Here is a 16,090-nt window from a genome sequence, read left to right as displayed (position 1 = left end):
AGCAAAAAGATAAGTTTGAGGAAGCAGCAGCAGAAGGAGCCAGAGGGCCTTTTTTCGGTACTCAGGAGTAAGGCAGAAACATTTTAGGCGCATAAGGCTAGCTTTATTTCAGTAGTGGTTCTTCGTACTCTTTCCCTCAGCCGAACAGGAATGTATCTTTTCAAATTTACATTATATAATACTCAAATGCGAACCAGGCAGTGATTAAACCAAGTTTTTTGCAAAGGCAGAAAAACTTGTAGTCGTAAGCCTTGCCTTATCCTATTTTAGCATTTCTTAAGTTGGTTAAGTCGCAAGTCCGGCTTTAGTATTTCGTTTGCCAGCTATTGTACAACTTAATTTTTCTAATAATAAAAACCTCCCGGAGACTTTGCCTTACAGCTTTATTCTTGATACAAAAAGAACAAAAAATTCAAGATGCTGCTTATGAACTTTGTTTGCGAAATTATTTGGCTTGCGGAAGTTTTAGTTGTTTCATGCCATTAAAAACAAGCTGCGCCACTGCTTTGCCGCCTTCCTGCTGAAAATGTGTGTTATCCTTCTGACCCTCGGGATACGCCTTGTATTTACCGACCGGCAGGTTCATGAAATAATGTTCTGTTACGAACGCCTCCCCTTTAGCCGTAAAAGCGTCCATAGACAATTGGTTCAGGTCCAGCAGGTAAACATGCAGCTCCTTTGCCACCTCCTTCACTGCCTGCGGGTAGTCTCCGTGCACATTGGTCAGTTTGCCGTCCTTCCAGGGGTAGTTTCTTGCCACCGGCGTGAGCAGAATCGGGATGCCACCTTTTTCGCGGGTCTGGTTTACGAACAGCCTCAGGAACTCTTTGTAGCCTTGTATGTTCACGTAGCGCTCTGGTTTGTTTTCGGCCGCATCGTTGTGCCCGAACTGGATCATAACTACATCGTTTTTCTTCAGCTCGTTATACACAGTCGCCCAACGGCCTTCTTCAAAAAAGGTGCGGGTGCTGCGGCCCCCTCTGGCTTTGTCTGCCACCACCACACTATCTGTTTTAATCAGTTGCCTGATTTTAGAAAGGCTGTCGGGGCGCATAAAGGGCTGAAACATTTGGCCCCAACCAGTAACCGGGTAACGTGTGTTCAGATAATCTTCTCCATCGTAATCAGTGTAATCGGCCACAGTAGAATCGCCGATCAGATAAAGGGTGGTTACTTTCTTTTTCTGTGGAATAAAAGACATACTTATCAGGCTGATGCTACCTAACAGCAAAAGACCTGCTACTATCTTGCGCATTACATTAAATCTGGTTTTGTTCATTTAAAACAGGTTATGGCACATTATTTCAACAGGAGGAGAAAGAGGTGACGTTGTTTTTCCAGTTCAGCAGCTACAGACGTTACAATAGAAACCACCAGTGAGCCTGTTCCCTCAAAAATAGTAGAATGCGATATGGCAGTGTAAGTACCGGCTACCATTTTTACTCCGTTGTGCATAAACTTATTTACACCTACGGTGGTGTTAAGCACAGCCCTGCCCGTTCCTATTGTTACCAGTTTCAGTTCGCCGCCGGCACTTTTCGCGTGACTGAAAATGACTTTGTTATTATTACCTACTTCTATTGGTTCCATTTCCGAACGCATTGGCACTTGTGCCTTCTATGCGTGTAACGGATGTAGCAAAGCTGCTTTTCAGAAATTAGATTGAAAATGGCCTCCAGGAGGCATTTGTGCTGTTAATTAGCTCTAGGCTTGAATTAAACTCAGGAGATAAAAAGCATACTGCGCATAAACCTGATGCTTGTGCGCAGTATGCAATAAATTATTCCATTGTAAGAGCAGTTTTGCTAAGGTCGGTTCCTTTCGCCACCTGCTTCTGTACATCCTTATAATCTTTGGAGTCGAGTTTTACGCCTTGTGTTAAAGGGCCAAGCACCTTTACTGCTGGCTCCTTTGTCTCGTTATAAGAGAGGCCGCTCACTTGTATGTTCTTGCTGTTGTAGATCGTAAGGGCTGAGCCTTTCTCTGCAATTACCTGCACGTTCTTCAGCTTAATTCCATCAACATCAACAGCTGAAATGCCTTTCTTGGCTTTCAGTAGCGAATTTTCCAGACTCACGTTCTGCAGATTCATTTCTGGCAGGCCTTGCAGGGCCAGCGCCTCATCGGCACCAGACACACGAATATTTTTCATGTAAATATCTTTGAACGAAGGTGTTTCTTCTGTAACCGGCACCGGCTTCTCGTCTCTGGCTTCGTCGTCGGCACGTTGGTCTACTTCCAGTACGGGCGAGTTGCCGCCATAAAACAGGTTAAAGCTGATAGCCTGGGTCGGGATGTTTATCATGTCGATGTTGGAGATGTAGATGTTTTCTACCACGCCGCCACGACCACGTGTGCTCTTAAAGCGCAGGCCAATATCGGTGCCCATAAAGGTGCAGTTAGAGACGTGCACATTCTTAACACCACCAGACATCTCGCTGCCAACTACAAAACCACCATGGCCGTGGTATACCACGTTGTTCTTCACGATTACATTCTCAGTGGCCATGCCTCTTTTGCGGCCGTCTACGTCTTTGCCAGACTTAAAGCAGATGGCATCGTCGCCCACATCGAAGGTATTGTTGTAAATGAGCACGTTTTTGCAAGACTCCAGGTCCACGCCGTCGCCGTTTTGTGAGTACCAGGGGTTACGCACGTTCAGGTTGCGCAAAATCACGTTTTCGCTCATGAGCGGGTGCAGGTTCCAGGCAGGAGAGTTCTGGAAAGTAGGTCCGTCGAGTAGCACTTTGTTGCAACCCACAATGCTCACCATAACTGGTCGCAGGTAATCTCTTACCGCTTCGTATTCAGCTTTGGTTTTGTAGAACGGCACGTTAAAATTGCTGCCAGGTGTATCGCCTTTTTTAGCCATTTCAGATGGGTACCACATTTGGCCATCGTCGCTGAGCACGCCACTTTTTATTTTATCTTTCCACTGCGATTCGGTCAGCTTGCTTTTCTTTACAGTGCGCCAGGCATCGCCATTTCCATCAAAAGTACCTGAGCCTGTAATGGCAATATTCTCCAGGTCTTTGCCATAAATAGGCGAAATGCAACGGTAGGTGTCGAGGCCTTCGAAGCTGGTCTCTATAACCGGGTAATCGTTAAAATCTTTGCTGAATATAACGAGTGCTCCTGCCTCTGTATGTAAATTAATGTTACTTTTCAGAATAATCGGGCCGGTCAGCCACATGCCGCGCGGAATGATTACTTTGCCACCACCTTTGGCTGCCACTGCTTCTATGGCTTGCTCAAAAGCCTTTGTGTTTTTGATAAGGCCATCGCCTACCGCACCAAAATCGGTTATGCGCACGCTGTTGTTGGCAAAAGTTGGCTCCTGCACCTTCGGCATGTCGAACTCAACGCCCTCATAAACATCGAACGAATCGGTTGTACTTACTTCTGATGAGGCGCCAGCCCCTCCCTGTTTCTGGCAGGAAGACAGCAGCAAACCTGCAAGACCGAGTGCCAGCACCAACCGGCTAATAGATTTCTGTTTAATCATGATACTATTGAACTAAATGGTTACTATACATTATAAATTTCTGCATGTGCTGAAGGTGTAATAATTGCACCAGCCTGCATTTTCATTCTCCTGAATCTCAGGCTCAGGCAGCGCTTCGTCCTATCTTAATTATGCTAATAAAATTGCCCTCCAGAAGCTTTTTAGCAATATTTCAGTCAAGGGTCTGCCTTCTATTTAGTGGCGGTATAGGCTTTGCCGGGTTGCCAGTCTTTAAATATGTTATCTGGGGTGTATTGCTGTGCCTCCTGCGGCGTAAGTTGTTTTGCCCAGTTTACACGCTTGGCAGGTGCGGCTCCGGGCCCTTTGGAGTTGTACTCGGCATATACTGTGGTTTTCTCTGCGTCTGGTTTGTTCCAGTTGTGCCAGCCCTCGGGTTTAATTTGTTTGCCTAAAGTGCAGTTTATAAAGGCTGTTTTAGCAAATGGTCGCCATGGCCGGCCCAGGTAAAAAGAATTTGCCGGTGCATCGCCAGTGATGCGGCAGTTCAGGAAAACGAAACCAAAAGGCGTTTCGGGTTCAGTAGAAGCAGCTGTAACATAGCCTCCGTCCTTTTTGCAGAAGATTTCGCAATCTTCGAAAACGGCAGTTGACCAACCAAAGATAAAATCTACTGTTCCTTCTATGTAGCAGTTCTTGTAATATTGCCTGCTTTTTTCGCCATGCGGGTACAGTGTGTCCTGAAAGCCAAGGAACCGGCAGTTTGTAAACATAACTCGGTCGCCATCTATCCGAACTGCTACTGCCTGCCCTACCGGCCCAGAGGAGTTTTCAAACGTGATATTCTCTGCTGAAAAATCGTCGCCAAACACAAAGAAACTGGTAGAGCCGGTGGTGCCTATTTCCTCGCCAAACCGGTTCTTTTTAGAGGCAAAATCGTCGTATGTCAGAACAGTGGATTTTACGTTTTCTCCTACCAGCCTTACATTGGTTTTGGTGGCGGCCAGGGTTAGCTTCTCTTTGTAGATACCATTCTTAATAAAAATGGTAGTGGTTTTTTTCCGGAAATCCGGCACCGCCTGCAGGGCTTCCTGCACCGTTTTAAAATCGCCGGAGCCATCTTTTGCTACTACAAAGTCGTGTTTCTGCGCCTGCCCCTGTATAAATGCACAAAACAGTAAAATTAGTAGCACCGAAAGCTTTTTGATCTGTTTCATAAACCTTAGCGCGACGTTGTTTTTTGTAATTCTTCGAACTCCAGCGCTGCCATAATAAAAGGTGCAACTCCTTTCGGGTCATTCGCACGGCGTGGCTCCGATATGTAGTACTCGTAAGTCCCGTCGCGGTATGGTGTGCCTCCTAAACCAGCCACCGCACAAATATCAATGAGGCTAATGGTGCCATCAGCTTCTTTGCGAATCAGATCGCGGGTAATGCCATCGAAGCCTTTTTGGGCAGTCTGCAGGTATTCCTGCTCGATATAGTTGTTCTTAACCGCTTTAACTAAAAAGTAAGTAAACATGGTGGAGGCAGAACCTTCGAGGTAATTTCCTTCGCGGCCACCCTGGTCTACTACCTGCCACCAAAGCCCGGTGGCGGGGTCCTGGTATTGTTTTATAGCACCTGCCATTTTCTTGGTTACACGAATTATGTCGGCTCTTTTCGGATGGTCTTTTGGCATAAAGTCCAGCACATCTACCAGCGACATGGCGAACCAACCCATGGCACGGCCCCATACTTCAGGAGCTCTACCGGTTACAGGATCTGCCCATTTCTGTTCTTTCTTCTCGTCCCAGGCATGGTGAAACAGCCTTTTTTCTTCGTTCCAGGTGTACTTGTCGACCAGGTAAATCTGGTTGGCTACATCGTCGAAAAGGGCTGGCTCGTTAAACTCTTTGGCATACTGCGCCAGAAACGGAGAGCCCATATACAGCCCATCGAGCCACATCTGGTGCGGGTAAATCTTTTTGTGCCAGAAACCGCCTTCTGCTGTACGCGGGTGCGTGCGCATCTGGTCGCGAAGTTCCTCTACTGCGAGTTTATACTTCTCAATGCCAGTTTCTTTGTGTAGCTCTATCAGGAACTTTCCGGGATTTACGCGGTCTATGTTATAGTCGGTTTTCTTATAGGTCATGATCGTGCCGCTCTCGCTGATCATGGTATCGGCAAAGGCTTTGATGTAGTTCAGATACTTTTCGTCGCCGGTGCGTTTGTAAACACGGTCGATCGAGCTGGCAAAAAGGCCTTGTGTATAATCCCATTTGGGCTTTGGAGCAAAATCAATCATCCAACCTTTAGGCGTTCTTTTTATTTCAGAATCGGCCATCTGCACCGACCATGGCTTCTCTAAATCCTGCTGATTGACTGCTGTGCTCTTGGCAGTTGGGTTGCTGGTGTTACAGGCTGCTGCCATTAACACCAACACCGATAAGGCTACATGTCTTAATTTCATTCTGATCTGAATTAGTTATTAAAATTCTGCAGTAATTGCAGCATTGTCTTTGTAATCTTTCAGCGTAAACCTTTTGTACCAGACCCAACTACTACTAAACTTTTATTTGATAAAGTAGATAACCTGCAAAGGCTATTACCCTTTTACCAGGCTGTTTAAGTAAACCTCTATGTTGGTGTAGTGCTTGTGTAGCGTATTTTGGGCGGCATCGGCAGCATTGTTAGGGTTTAACTTGTGCTTTTTCTCCCACTCATCCGGAATACCATCTTTGTCTGCATCTGCTGGTGCCGGCGCAGACTTCAACTCCGGCCAACCGCCAACATCGTTCTGCGAATCTATGATGCCGTTCTTTTTCTGACCTCCTGCCGGGTTATTGGCTCTAACAAAAGCTATAACACGGGTATCTACGGCATCGCGCCTGTAGCTTGCTCCTGCCTGTTGCAGCACCAGTTCATAGGCATTGGCTGCATCTTGTTCCCGAATCGGTACTACTTTGTGTGGGGCAGCCACTCTGGCAGAATCAGGGTTTTCGCCCTGCACACCACCAGCCCAATTGTTTGCTGAGATGGCAGCAGCCCCTTCTACATAATTACCTGCAACATAAAACTGGCCATAAGGACGCCAAATTTCAACAATGCGGTCTTTTTTAGAGGAAGTAGTTGCCGGGCCAGGCTTAAAATAGTTATTAACCATGTTGTAGCGCCCTTTTTCGCCTCCGTACACACTGTTGGCACCCCAGTTATAAATAACGTTGTTTCTGAAATCAACTAATTCATCTGGTGAGTTAGGTGTTGTTTTTGATCCGCTGAAACGAGGGGTACGGCTGGTATGTGAGGCAATCAGGTTATGATGAAAGGTTGCTCCTTCGCCACCCCAAATGCCTCCGTAGCCATGGTCGCCTTTCGCGTGCACCGATTGGTTCAGGCTTTCGGAAAGGATGCACCACTGCAGTGTAAAATTCTTGTTCCGGTAAAAAGAACCACATTCGTCGGTGGCCCAGCTCATGGAGCAATGGTCAATTATAATATTGTTCATGCCTTTGTTGGCACCAAGTGCATCGGCTTCCTGTTCGGTTTCGTCGCCAAGCCTGAACCGCAGATACCGCATAATAACATTGTCGGCTTTAATGTTAACCGGGTAGTTTTTCAGGCAAATACCGTCTCCGGGGGCCGATTGCCCGGCTATGGTAACGTCCGGGTTATTTATGTCGAGCGGTGAGGCCAGGGCTATGGTACCAGATACGCCGAACACGATAATACGCGGTCCTTTTTTCCGGATTGCCTCCCGTAAACTGCCTGGGCCATCGTCGTTGAGGTTTGTAACTGTAACTACCTGCCCACCACGACCACCTGTCGTATTTTTACCAAAGCCCTCTGCGCCCGGAAACGCTACTGGTTCCTCAGTAGCCGCCTGTATGGTGGCTTTAGCAGGTTGTTGTGCACAGCTTATAAGGCCTACTGCCTGAAACAGCAAACTGAAAAGTATGGCCTTCTTAAATTGTTTATTCATATGTATTTTATATCCTGTCACCCTCTTCCTTACTCCCAAAAGCTGGCTCACCCCTTGACTAAAAATCAACAGATTTTCTTCGGAAGGGCATTTTCATTATAATAATTTAGCCGGACAAGGCAAGTTGAAAGTTTTAGGCTATGTTAGGTGAAGGTGATGTATTATCGCTTTGCTATTTTAACCTGTACAGGGCTGGCTAATTCTCGTGTTGTTTTGTCGAGGTACTTCAGGAATTCTTCTTCTGTTGTAATGCCTTCTGGCTCGAGTTCCCAGGCTGCCAGGAAATAGTATTCGAGTTTGCCTCCTGCTGGTGTCAGTTTAACGATGTGGCTGTTTTCGTCTTCGGTAAACTCCTGAAAATCCTGCGGACGGAAAATGACGGCAATTCCTAAATTATCGCCAGCACCATTCAGGCTTTGCTTGCCGTAGCTGGCAATATAGCCCCATTGCCCCTGGCTTCCTTTGTTTGTATAAAGTTTTGCTTTCTTGTCTTTAATTACACCGGTACTAAGATTTTGCGGAATACCACCTTTCAGGCTTACCAGGTGTTGCGTTAGTCTGCTGCCAGCATGTATGTTCAGCCTGGAGTTCACATCCAGCACATGGCCGGCTACTTTCCAGCCATAATAATCGGTTACAATAGAAGAGTACAGATTTCCATTTTCACGGATTACGCTGATCATGCTGTCTGTTTTCTCTACGCGGTTTGCTTTGCCGGCATCGAACATGGCCAGTGTGCCCACGCCCAACGATTTGCCTACTTTCAGTACATCCAGGCCCCAGTCCTGCAGGTGGTGGTAAGAGTCGTAGCCATCCTGGCCCACGTTCTGCAGCACCATGTCTTTTGTTGTTTTGCCAAATACATCGGTGCCGTTGCGCCAATCCAGGTAAAACCGGTAACCTACTTTGTCCGATTCCCATCCCGGTCCCTCGTAACGGATAAAAAACGAGTGGTCGGTTACTTCATCCGGCACACGCAGCGAGTCAACGTTCACGAACTCCTCCCCGTTTATATACTTACGGTTCTGAAACTCTCCACCTACTTTGTGCGATAGCTCCGCTTGTGTTCGTTTGGTATAAGTTCGTGGTTTCTCACCTTTCTCGTTGTACCGCACCGTCAGTTTCTTCGATTTACCGGCCTCCAGTTTATCTAATACTACCACCAGCCCCTCATGATCGTCTTTGCGGCTGTTGTACTGGCTGGCTATTTCAGTTTTCCCGTCAAGCACCACAAATGCTTTCGGATTGAAAGCTAATGCCGTTTTCTTTAGCTCATCGGCTTTCAGAAAAACCATTACATCCTGCCGCTCTTCTTGAAGCGGGTTCGTAACTGTTACAGTAAATGATTTCGGAAATTCTTTCGTCAGGTTTTGAGCGGTAGCTTGTAGTGTAAATAACGCCAACAGCAGCAGCAGTTGCACTTTAAAACCAGACTTATATTTTGGGGTCATAGTGTGGGGAATTAGGGATAAGATGTAAATCAGAATTAAGTAAGTTAAGCTTCGGCTAAATTATTTAAATAAAAAAGGCCTTCCAAAGCTTAAATAGGTGTTTTGGGGTCAAGGGTACAATCGAATTAACTTCCTATAGGGAGCAGTTGCTTTTAGCTAATTGCCATAACTCTTTAAGTTAAATTTGGCTTTCCATAAGGCTGCAACAATCATTCCGATACCTCGATGATAATACAATTTAGGTGCGTGGTTCTTTGTAAAATGAAAAAGTGTGGCCAAAGCGGCCACACTTTTTTTATGTAAAAAAATTATCTTGTCCAGCGTGGGTCGCCTATTGCGCCACCTGTAGTACCGGCTGTTCTAAGCTCAGATGAAGTCGGAAGCGTAAAGTCTGAGGTAGTTGCCGTCCAGCCCAAGTCAATGGTTTTGTTGTTAGTCTGGGTAAAGGCTTCCGGAATTATCAAATCAACAGCAGGCGAAGCACCATTGGTCATTTTAAAGTAATTGTTGTTTTTAAACTCCAGCACCGAACCCGGCCCAATTGCTCTCAGCAGGTTATTCCCAATTGATTGCCCTGGCTTAGGCGTGTTGGCAATAATAGAGTTCTGCATGGTAAAATCAACAGGGTTAGCATTGGCATCAAACAAAATCTGGTTTCTGGCGCTGGATCCAAAGTTGTTGAATGTACACTGGTCAATCAGAACAGTTGGTTTTGGCTGTCCCGTAATGTTTGTGGCCCAACCAATAAATGCACGGCCAACATTGTAGAAGGTCGAATTGGTAACATCTAAGCGGTTGAACTCCATTTTGTCCATGGTCAGGTAAGTATACGAATCGCCGTTATTGTACATAAGGCAATTGTTGAGCTTGATAAAGTCGATTTTATGTGCATTGTTACCACCTCTATTGCCTCTTAAAAAACAATTTACAGTGTTTCTTACAATACAATTTTCTAACGTGATGGAAGAAAATGTTGCCGCTTCACCATCAGCGTTAAGCCCTGTCAGGTTCAGGAAGTAGTCGGCAGCACCCGGGCCACCGTCAAAATCGATACCTTGTAGTTTAACACCAGCACCAGAACCTTTAAGCGTTATCTCCTTAAAGTTCACTTTCGTATCAGCCGGGTTACCGGAAACCGATTGTATGGTGATGGTTTTACCGGTTATAAAGGTCCTACCTGCTGATAAATCATACGTTCCTGGCTCCAGACCTATCAGATCGCCATTACTTGCAGCTTCAATGGCTGCTGCAAGATCACCGCCTGCGTTCAACAACGTGGTGTAGATACTTGGTGCAATTGTTTCGAAAGTAATCGTGCCTTTGCTCTGTGTACCTGCAAAGATCTCAGCAACATATTTTGTGCTTGGAGTTAAACCGGTTAGCTGAATAAAGTTATTGGCAATATTTTCTTCCGTTAACATTATTTCTGTTCCTGTTCCGTTTACTGCACCCAGCATAATTCTGCTCAGGCCAGTGGATGGACGCCATCTTAATATGGCTGTTCTGTCTCTTACCTCTGAGCTAGCAGGTACCAGAAAAAGCTGTTCGCCTCTAATGCTGAAGCCATTACTGGTAATCCATTTAGATTCGGGCCTGGTGGCGGTCGCATTTGCCTTAATACGGGCGAAATACTTCTTCTTTATATCTAACTGTGTGTCTTTAAACACAACCCCAGATGTATCTGTTACCAAAGATAAAACAACTGGAGAACTGAACAGCGTGTCAGCGGCAACTTCTACAGTATAGGTAACGCCATCGTTTGCCGTGGTATAAAGAGAAGCGTTCCAGAAGAGCCTTACCTGCGTTTCGCCAGCTACCGAGTTTATAGTGGTAGGCGTAAACAGCCTCATTGGTTCAAGCTCATCATCATCTCGCTTACAGGCAATTGCCAAAACTCCCAGAAAAATAACAGGAAGTAAGGTCCGATATATTTTATTTAAATGTGTAGGCATAACTATGTTTTTATTTCTTGATTAAAAAGATCTTATTGATGGCCGTAATCCTGTGTTAACCGGTAGTTCTGGTTCAATACGCCAGTAAAGATCGGGAACAGCTCAGACTTGTTTTGCTGGAACTGGCTGGCAAAACCTCTCGCAGAACCTGTAATATGATCTTCAGTGATGGAGGCTCTCCAGTTAATGCGGGTATAGCCTTCAGGTGCAGTAGTTGTTGTATTAGCCTGGTACATTACCTGGCTAACTGAACCTACCATTGGAGTTCCATCAGCATTAAAACCAGCCAGTAGTTCGAAGCTGTTTGCCTCCTCGCGCGCCGTTACACCAGCGCCTCTTAGGGCATTTGGTTTAAAGAACACGTACTGCGGCACATTAACATATCGCCCTTCTCCATTCATCATGGCACGTAACTTTGCTTTTGTATCGGCTATCATTTTAGGAATCAGGTTCCAGCGGTACAGGTCATATTTGCGTAAGCCCTCACCGCCAAACTCCAGGTATCTTTCGTTTACAAGGGCGTTAAAAAATGCCTCCTGCCCAGTTGGTGTAGTGCCCATACTGTTTTCGTAACCGGTGTAGGCTCTTCTTCTAACGGCTTCAAAAGCTGCAATGGCATCGGCTGTTGGTCCGCCATTCAGTTCGTTCTCAGCTTCTGCAAACATAAGTAACACATCTGCATAGCGAATAATGGGCCAGTTAATACCTAATGTCTGGTTAGTTCCTGCAATAGAAGTCCAGTATTTTCTGAATTTACCTTCACGCATCAGCATAGGTGTCGTCAGCAGTTTCTGGTTTGTAGCATTTACGGAAAGATAAGCTAGTGTAACATCTCTTCTAGAGTCAGCAATAGAGTCAAAAGCGTAGAAATATATTGGCACAGATTCAATCAGGCCGTTTGCCTGCCCGTAGGTGGTGTTGGCGGCATCAATTCTGGGGCCGTTAGCATAACCTAATTTTGTATCGGTACGAGCATTACCACCAAAGGCACCTACTTCCCAAATAAGTTCATAATTAGGATCCATACGGCTAGAGCCATGCAGCGATCTGAAAACATTTTCATACACAGGGTTCAGGCCATGCTGCCCACTTTGAATGATGTCGCGTGTCTCGTTACGGGCAATTTCGTAATATTCTCTGTAGTTGGCACGACGCTCCATTACTCGGCTGTCTCTGCGGAGAGCGTAGCCACCACGAGCCAGGGCAATTCTGGCGCGAAGTGCTTTTACAGCGGCTTTTGTAACACGGGTAGTTGGGTCATTCGACTCTCCTCGCCACGGCACCAGGTCAGCAGCAACAGCAAGGTCTTCCAATAGTTTATCATAAATCTCATCCTGGTTAGTTTTTTCGATGTACAGGTCGGCCATCAAGGAAGACGGCTCAAACTGTGCTGGTACATCACCCCAGTTACGAATTAGCTCGTGGTAAAACTGAGCGCGGAGGGTAAGAGCTTCGCCAAGGAATTTACGCATAGTAGCCTGCTCGGCAGCACTACCATTTGTATAAAGGGCCGACTCCGGGATATATTTAATACAGATATTGGCTCTTTCAATACCAGTGTACATCTGCAAAAAAGGCAGATTCAACTCGGTGTTGTTCGCGCTGGCCCCATAGTGTGCAATACCGGTTCTTGTCTGGGGGTTATGGTCGCCGCCAACCCTGAAGTCGTCAGCAGCATTAGGGTATAGAGTAGAAACACGGCTACCATAGCCATTGTCGCCAGGAAGCTGGTTATAAACACCAGTTAATGCGGAACTTGTATAAGAGATGCTAGAAAAAACCACATCCTGAGACAATGTAGAAGGGTTCTCAACATCCAGGTAATCCTCGCAGGAAGAAAGAGCAAAAACTGATCCGATAGCTGCAGAAAAAAGCAGTGTTTTTATATACTTATTTTTCATTACTTGTTGATTTTGAAATTAGAATGTCACGTTAACACCACCAAGTATGTATCGGCTACGCGGATAAGCTGCATAATCAACAGCTGGCGTAAGCGGGTTGCTACGACGGGTGCTTGCTTCCGGATCGTAACCAGAGTACCCGGTTAAGGTAAGCAAGTTGTTAACTGTACCATATATTCTGAATTTTGAGAACACTTTTGCTCTCTTGAGCAGGCTCTCTGGAATAGAATAACCAAGTGTCAGGTTGCTGATACGCAGGAAAGAACCATCTTCTATAGCATAAGAATGCAGGAAGTAGTGGCCTCTGGCGGGTGTCCAGTATTCCGTGTTCTCGTTCATAGCGGCTAACTGCTGCGGATCGGTTACCATCATGCCATTGCCATCATACCACTGCCATCTGTTGTTCATAACGGAGAGCATGTTATTATCGCGTTGCTCGTAGAGTGTTGTAAACTCAATTTTGTTCGCATTATACACTTTGTTGCCGTAAGAGAAGTTCATGAACAAGCTCATGTCGAAGTTTTTATAGGCAAATTGCTGGTTTAAACCACCTATAAATTTAGGTTGCGCATTTCCTAATATTCTTCTGTCTTCCGGCCCGATCAGCATCGTTTCAGAATCAGATAATTTTGCAAGTTTCAGGTCGCCAGGCATTGGTGCTCTGTTACCTAATGCAATGTTCTGGCTGTTTGGCACACCATCTTTTAATACAAAGTTGCCATTAGCTAACCGTACAAATTGACCGTTGGTGTCCAAAACAAAGTCATCCACAGTATAGAAGCCAGCTGTTTCGTAACCATAGAACAAGCCTACAGGCTGCCCTACTGATACCATAAAGTCCTGATAAGTGGCATTTATCCAGCCAGACTCCACTAAGTAAGAGTTCAGTGGCTGACCATTATTATCGAGGCCAAGGCTCACTACTTTATTTCTATTAAAGGCAATATTGAAGTTAGCGTTCCAGGTAAAGTCTTTTGTATCTATCACCATACCATCTAACTGAATTTCTATACCTTTATTTTCTGTTTTACCAACGTTCTGCTGTTGCCTGGTGTAGCCACTGGTCTGCGGAATAGTAGCTAGTAAAAGTAGGTCGCTTGTGGTATTTTGATAAAAGTCTACGGAACCGTTAATTTTGTTATTGAAGATAGAGAAATCGAGGGCTACGTTTCTGGACAAGGTTGTTTCCCATTTTAGATTTCGGTTAGCCAGGTAATCAGCAACAAATCCCGGATCAATCGCCTCGGTATAAGCATAGCCATCGTTTGTTGAGGCTATAAACATCGTCTTCCAGAGGTCGTTACCAATTCTGTTGTTACCTACGGCACCAATACTTGCTCTAACTTTCAGGTCAGACAGCCAGTCTCTTGTACCGGACAGAAAGTTCTCATCGCCGATATGCCATGCAAAAGCGGCGGAAGGGAACACACCTACTCTGTTTTCTGGGGCAAATAAGGACGAAGCGTCTCTTCTTACTGTAAATGTAGCTCTGTATTTTTCTTTGAAGTTATACCCAAGGCTTGTAAACAAAGAAAACAGTGTTTCCTCATATTCGTTGGTGGTAGGAGATGACTGGATGAGACCTGGGGGAGGAGTTGCTCTTTGAATGCCTGCATATGCCTGTTCGGCGGTTATATCAACAGGCAACCATCTGGTCTGGATGTTTTTTGAACTGGTTCTTCGTTGCCATGTCTCCTCGCCTATCATAAAATTAATACCATGATTATCGCCCAAAGTTGTCTTATAAGTAAGCACATTGGAGTTTGTGATCGACAACTGCTGTCCTGCATTCAACTGCACTACTGGCTGTGCGTTGTTTTGTCTGGCAATGGCAGTTACTGGTCCATTAAAGGTATTTTGCTCCCTGTCTGTAGCCGATATACCAAATACACTTTTAAAGGTCAGATTTTTAATAAGGTCGTAGCTAAACCAGCCGTTCACGATTATGTCGTTACGGTTATCTTCCCGTAGTTCCTGGTTTGCCAGCAATACAGGGCTGGTCAGGTTCGTAAGGGCGAAATAGTCAGGATCAAACTCATCTACCTGGTTCTCCATACCCGGAGCCATAAATGGCCTGAACCGAACAGAGTTGCGCAGGCGGTTAGTACCTTGAGATCCTGAGCTGGATGTACCCACACCGTCTACTCTCTGGCGGCTGTAACGCGTAGTCAGGCCGGTTCTCATTCTATCGTTTACCTTATGGTCGAATTTAAACGATGCAAGTGTACGTACAAATCCTGAATTGAGCATGATACCTTCTTCATCCACATGATTCAGGTTGAAGTTAAACGAGGTGGCTTTGGAACCACCACTAAGGCTTATAATATGTGTCTGACTTCGGGCATCGCGACCAAACACATCCTCCTGCCAGTCAGTGAAAGGCATGTTGCGGTAAATATCAAGGTCTTCCCAACGGCCATAGCGATCTCTGAAACCATTACTTGATTCCTGGTTCTGGTTCAGGTTGTACACTTGGTACTGGTAGTTAACGAAATCATAAGGCCGCATAACATCCAGCTTGTTCACAATGCTTCTTACACCGGTAAATCCGTTATAAGTAATCTGGGTTGGCATTTCCTTACCGCCCTTGGTGGTAATTACCACAACACCATTGGCACCTCGGGCACCATAAATAGCAGTTGAGGCAGCATCTTTTAACACGTCGATCGATTGGATCTCCTGTGGCGAAAGAAACGACAGCGCATTTTCTACCTGTATACCATCTACTATATATAAAGGAGAGTTATCTCCTGAAATGGAGGTACCACCACGCACCCGAATCGAGATCTCAGCACCAGGCTGCCCTTCAGCTGTTGTTACCTGCACACCGGCCAGGCGACCGGCAAGTGCTTCACCGGCAGTACTTACCGGAATATCCTGCAGTTGCTTAGAACCTACTGATGACACGGAACTGGTTAATTCTCTTCTGGTTACCGTCTGGTAACCTACTACCACTACTTCTTCAAGGGCTTTTGCATCAGAACCCATCGTTACATTAATAGTAGAGCGGTTATTAACGGCCACCTCCTGCATCACATAACCCACAAAAGAGAAAACCAGGGTACCCGTACCGCTAGGAATAGAGACGGAATAGTTACCATCAATGTCTGTAGGAACCGCCGTTGAAGTACCTTTTAAAAGAACGGTCACACCAGGCAAACCATCCCCTCTTTCATCAATCACCTTTCCGCTCACGGAAAAGCTTTGAGCGTGCGCCGCTCCAATGGCGGCAAATACAAAGAGAAGCATGAACAAATACCTCATCTTATTAGGTAAAGTGTATTGCATAAAATATAATTGTGGTTAGCAAAAAATTAACTTATAAAATATCCTCTTCCGGACACTCCTACACTTGCGCAGGC

At 45.7% G+C, this 16,090-nt stretch carries 10 protein-coding genes; all 10 read right to left on the bottom strand.

Translation table 11 applies throughout. From position 1 onward, the window contains the following. Positions 1–445: 445 nt before the first annotated feature. The 10 genes from FVR03_RS07070 to FVR03_RS07025 all read right to left on the bottom strand — a co-directional run bounded on the left by FVR03_RS07070 (position 446) and on the right by FVR03_RS07025 (position 15,977). Positions 446–1,279 (bottom strand): rhamnogalacturonan acetylesterase, encoded by an 834-nt coding sequence (locus tag FVR03_RS07070; protein WP_255474105.1) that lies wholly within the window; start codon positions 1,277–1,279, stop codon positions 446–448. 20 nt (positions 1,280–1,299) lie between these two features. Beyond that, positions 1,300–1,590, bottom strand: a complete 291-nt coding sequence (locus tag FVR03_RS07065; RefSeq protein WP_147921036.1) for a hypothetical protein — start codon at positions 1,588–1,590, stop codon at positions 1,300–1,302. Positions 1,591–1,780: 190 nt separating this feature from the next. Then, positions 1,781–3,505 (bottom strand): glycoside hydrolase family 28 protein, encoded by a 1,725-nt coding sequence (locus tag FVR03_RS07060; protein WP_147921035.1) that lies wholly within the window; start codon positions 3,503–3,505, stop codon positions 1,781–1,783. 191 nt (positions 3,506–3,696) lie between these two features. Continuing rightward, positions 3,697–4,680, bottom strand: a complete 984-nt coding sequence (locus FVR03_RS07055) for a pectinesterase family protein (RefSeq protein ID WP_147921034.1) — start codon at positions 4,678–4,680, stop codon at positions 3,697–3,699. Between the two features lie 5 nt (positions 4,681–4,685). After that, positions 4,686–5,915 carry a glycoside hydrolase family 88/105 protein gene (locus FVR03_RS07050; RefSeq protein WP_147921033.1) on the bottom strand — a complete coding sequence of 410 codons (1,230 nt, stop codon included), beginning with the start codon at positions 5,913–5,915 and terminating at the stop codon, positions 4,686–4,688. Between the two features lie 135 nt (positions 5,916–6,050). Then, on the bottom strand, positions 6,051–7,424 hold the full coding sequence (locus tag FVR03_RS07045) for a pectate lyase family protein (RefSeq protein WP_222707187.1): 1,374 nt from the start codon (positions 7,422–7,424) through the stop codon (positions 6,051–6,053). A gap of 161 nt (positions 7,425–7,585) precedes the next feature. After that, entirely contained in the window at positions 7,586–8,875 is a 1,290-nt protein-coding gene (locus FVR03_RS07040; RefSeq protein WP_147921032.1) for a DUF4861 domain-containing protein, read from the bottom strand. A 308-nt stretch (positions 8,876–9,183) separates the two neighbouring features. Next, positions 9,184–10,827 carry a DUF4957 domain-containing protein gene (locus FVR03_RS07035; RefSeq protein ID WP_147921031.1) on the bottom strand — a complete coding sequence of 548 codons (1,644 nt, stop codon included), beginning with the start codon at positions 10,825–10,827 and terminating at the stop codon, positions 9,184–9,186. Positions 10,828–10,859: 32 nt separating this feature from the next. Then, entirely contained in the window at positions 10,860–12,728 is a 1,869-nt protein-coding gene (locus FVR03_RS07030; protein ID WP_147921030.1) for a RagB/SusD family nutrient uptake outer membrane protein, read from the bottom strand. Between the two features lie 18 nt (positions 12,729–12,746). Then, positions 12,747–15,977, bottom strand: a complete 3,231-nt coding sequence (locus FVR03_RS07025) for a SusC/RagA family TonB-linked outer membrane protein (RefSeq protein ID WP_255474104.1) — start codon at positions 15,975–15,977, stop codon at positions 12,747–12,749. Positions 15,978–16,090 lie beyond the last annotated feature (113 nt).

The organism is Pontibacter qinzhouensis, assembly GCF_008017455.1.
Classification (GTDB): domain Bacteria; phylum Bacteroidota; class Bacteroidia; order Cytophagales; family Hymenobacteraceae; genus Pontibacter; species Pontibacter qinzhouensis.
The sequence above is the reverse complement of the archived record's forward strand: the minus strand, read 5'-3'. Positions and strand labels throughout refer to the sequence as shown.

What these genes read in the sequence shown, in the direction of transcription:
- FVR03_RS07035 (WP_147921031.1), bottom strand. Translation starts at nt 10,827, where the DNA reads ATGCCTACACATTTAAATAAAATATATCGGACCTTACTTCCTGTTATT.
- FVR03_RS07040 (WP_147921032.1), bottom strand. Translation starts at nt 8,875, where the DNA reads ATGACCCCAAAATATAAGTCTGGTTTTAAAGTGCAACTGCTGCTGCTG.
- FVR03_RS07055 (WP_147921034.1), bottom strand. Translation starts at nt 4,680, where the DNA reads ATGAAACAGATCAAAAAGCTTTCGGTGCTACTAATTTTACTGTTTTGT.
- FVR03_RS07030 (WP_147921030.1), bottom strand. Translation starts at nt 12,728, where the DNA reads ATGAAAAATAAGTATATAAAAACACTGCTTTTTTCTGCAGCTATCGGA.
- FVR03_RS07060 (WP_147921035.1), bottom strand. Translation starts at nt 3,505, where the DNA reads ATGATTAAACAGAAATCTATTAGCCGGTTGGTGCTGGCACTCGGTCTT.
- FVR03_RS07065 (WP_147921036.1), bottom strand. Translation starts at nt 1,590, where the DNA reads ATGGAACCAATAGAAGTAGGTAATAATAACAAAGTCATTTTCAGTCAC.
- FVR03_RS07045 (WP_222707187.1), bottom strand. Translation starts at nt 7,424, where the DNA reads ATGAATAAACAATTTAAGAAGGCCATACTTTTCAGTTTGCTGTTTCAG.
- FVR03_RS07025 (WP_255474104.1), bottom strand. Translation starts at nt 15,977, where the DNA reads ATGCTTCTCTTTGTATTTGCCGCCATTGGAGCGGCGCACGCTCAAAGC.
- FVR03_RS07050 (WP_147921033.1), bottom strand. Translation starts at nt 5,915, where the DNA reads ATGAAATTAAGACATGTAGCCTTATCGGTGTTGGTGTTAATGGCAGCA.
- FVR03_RS07070 (WP_255474105.1), bottom strand. Translation starts at nt 1,279, where the DNA reads ATGAACAAAACCAGATTTAATGTAATGCGCAAGATAGTAGCAGGTCTT.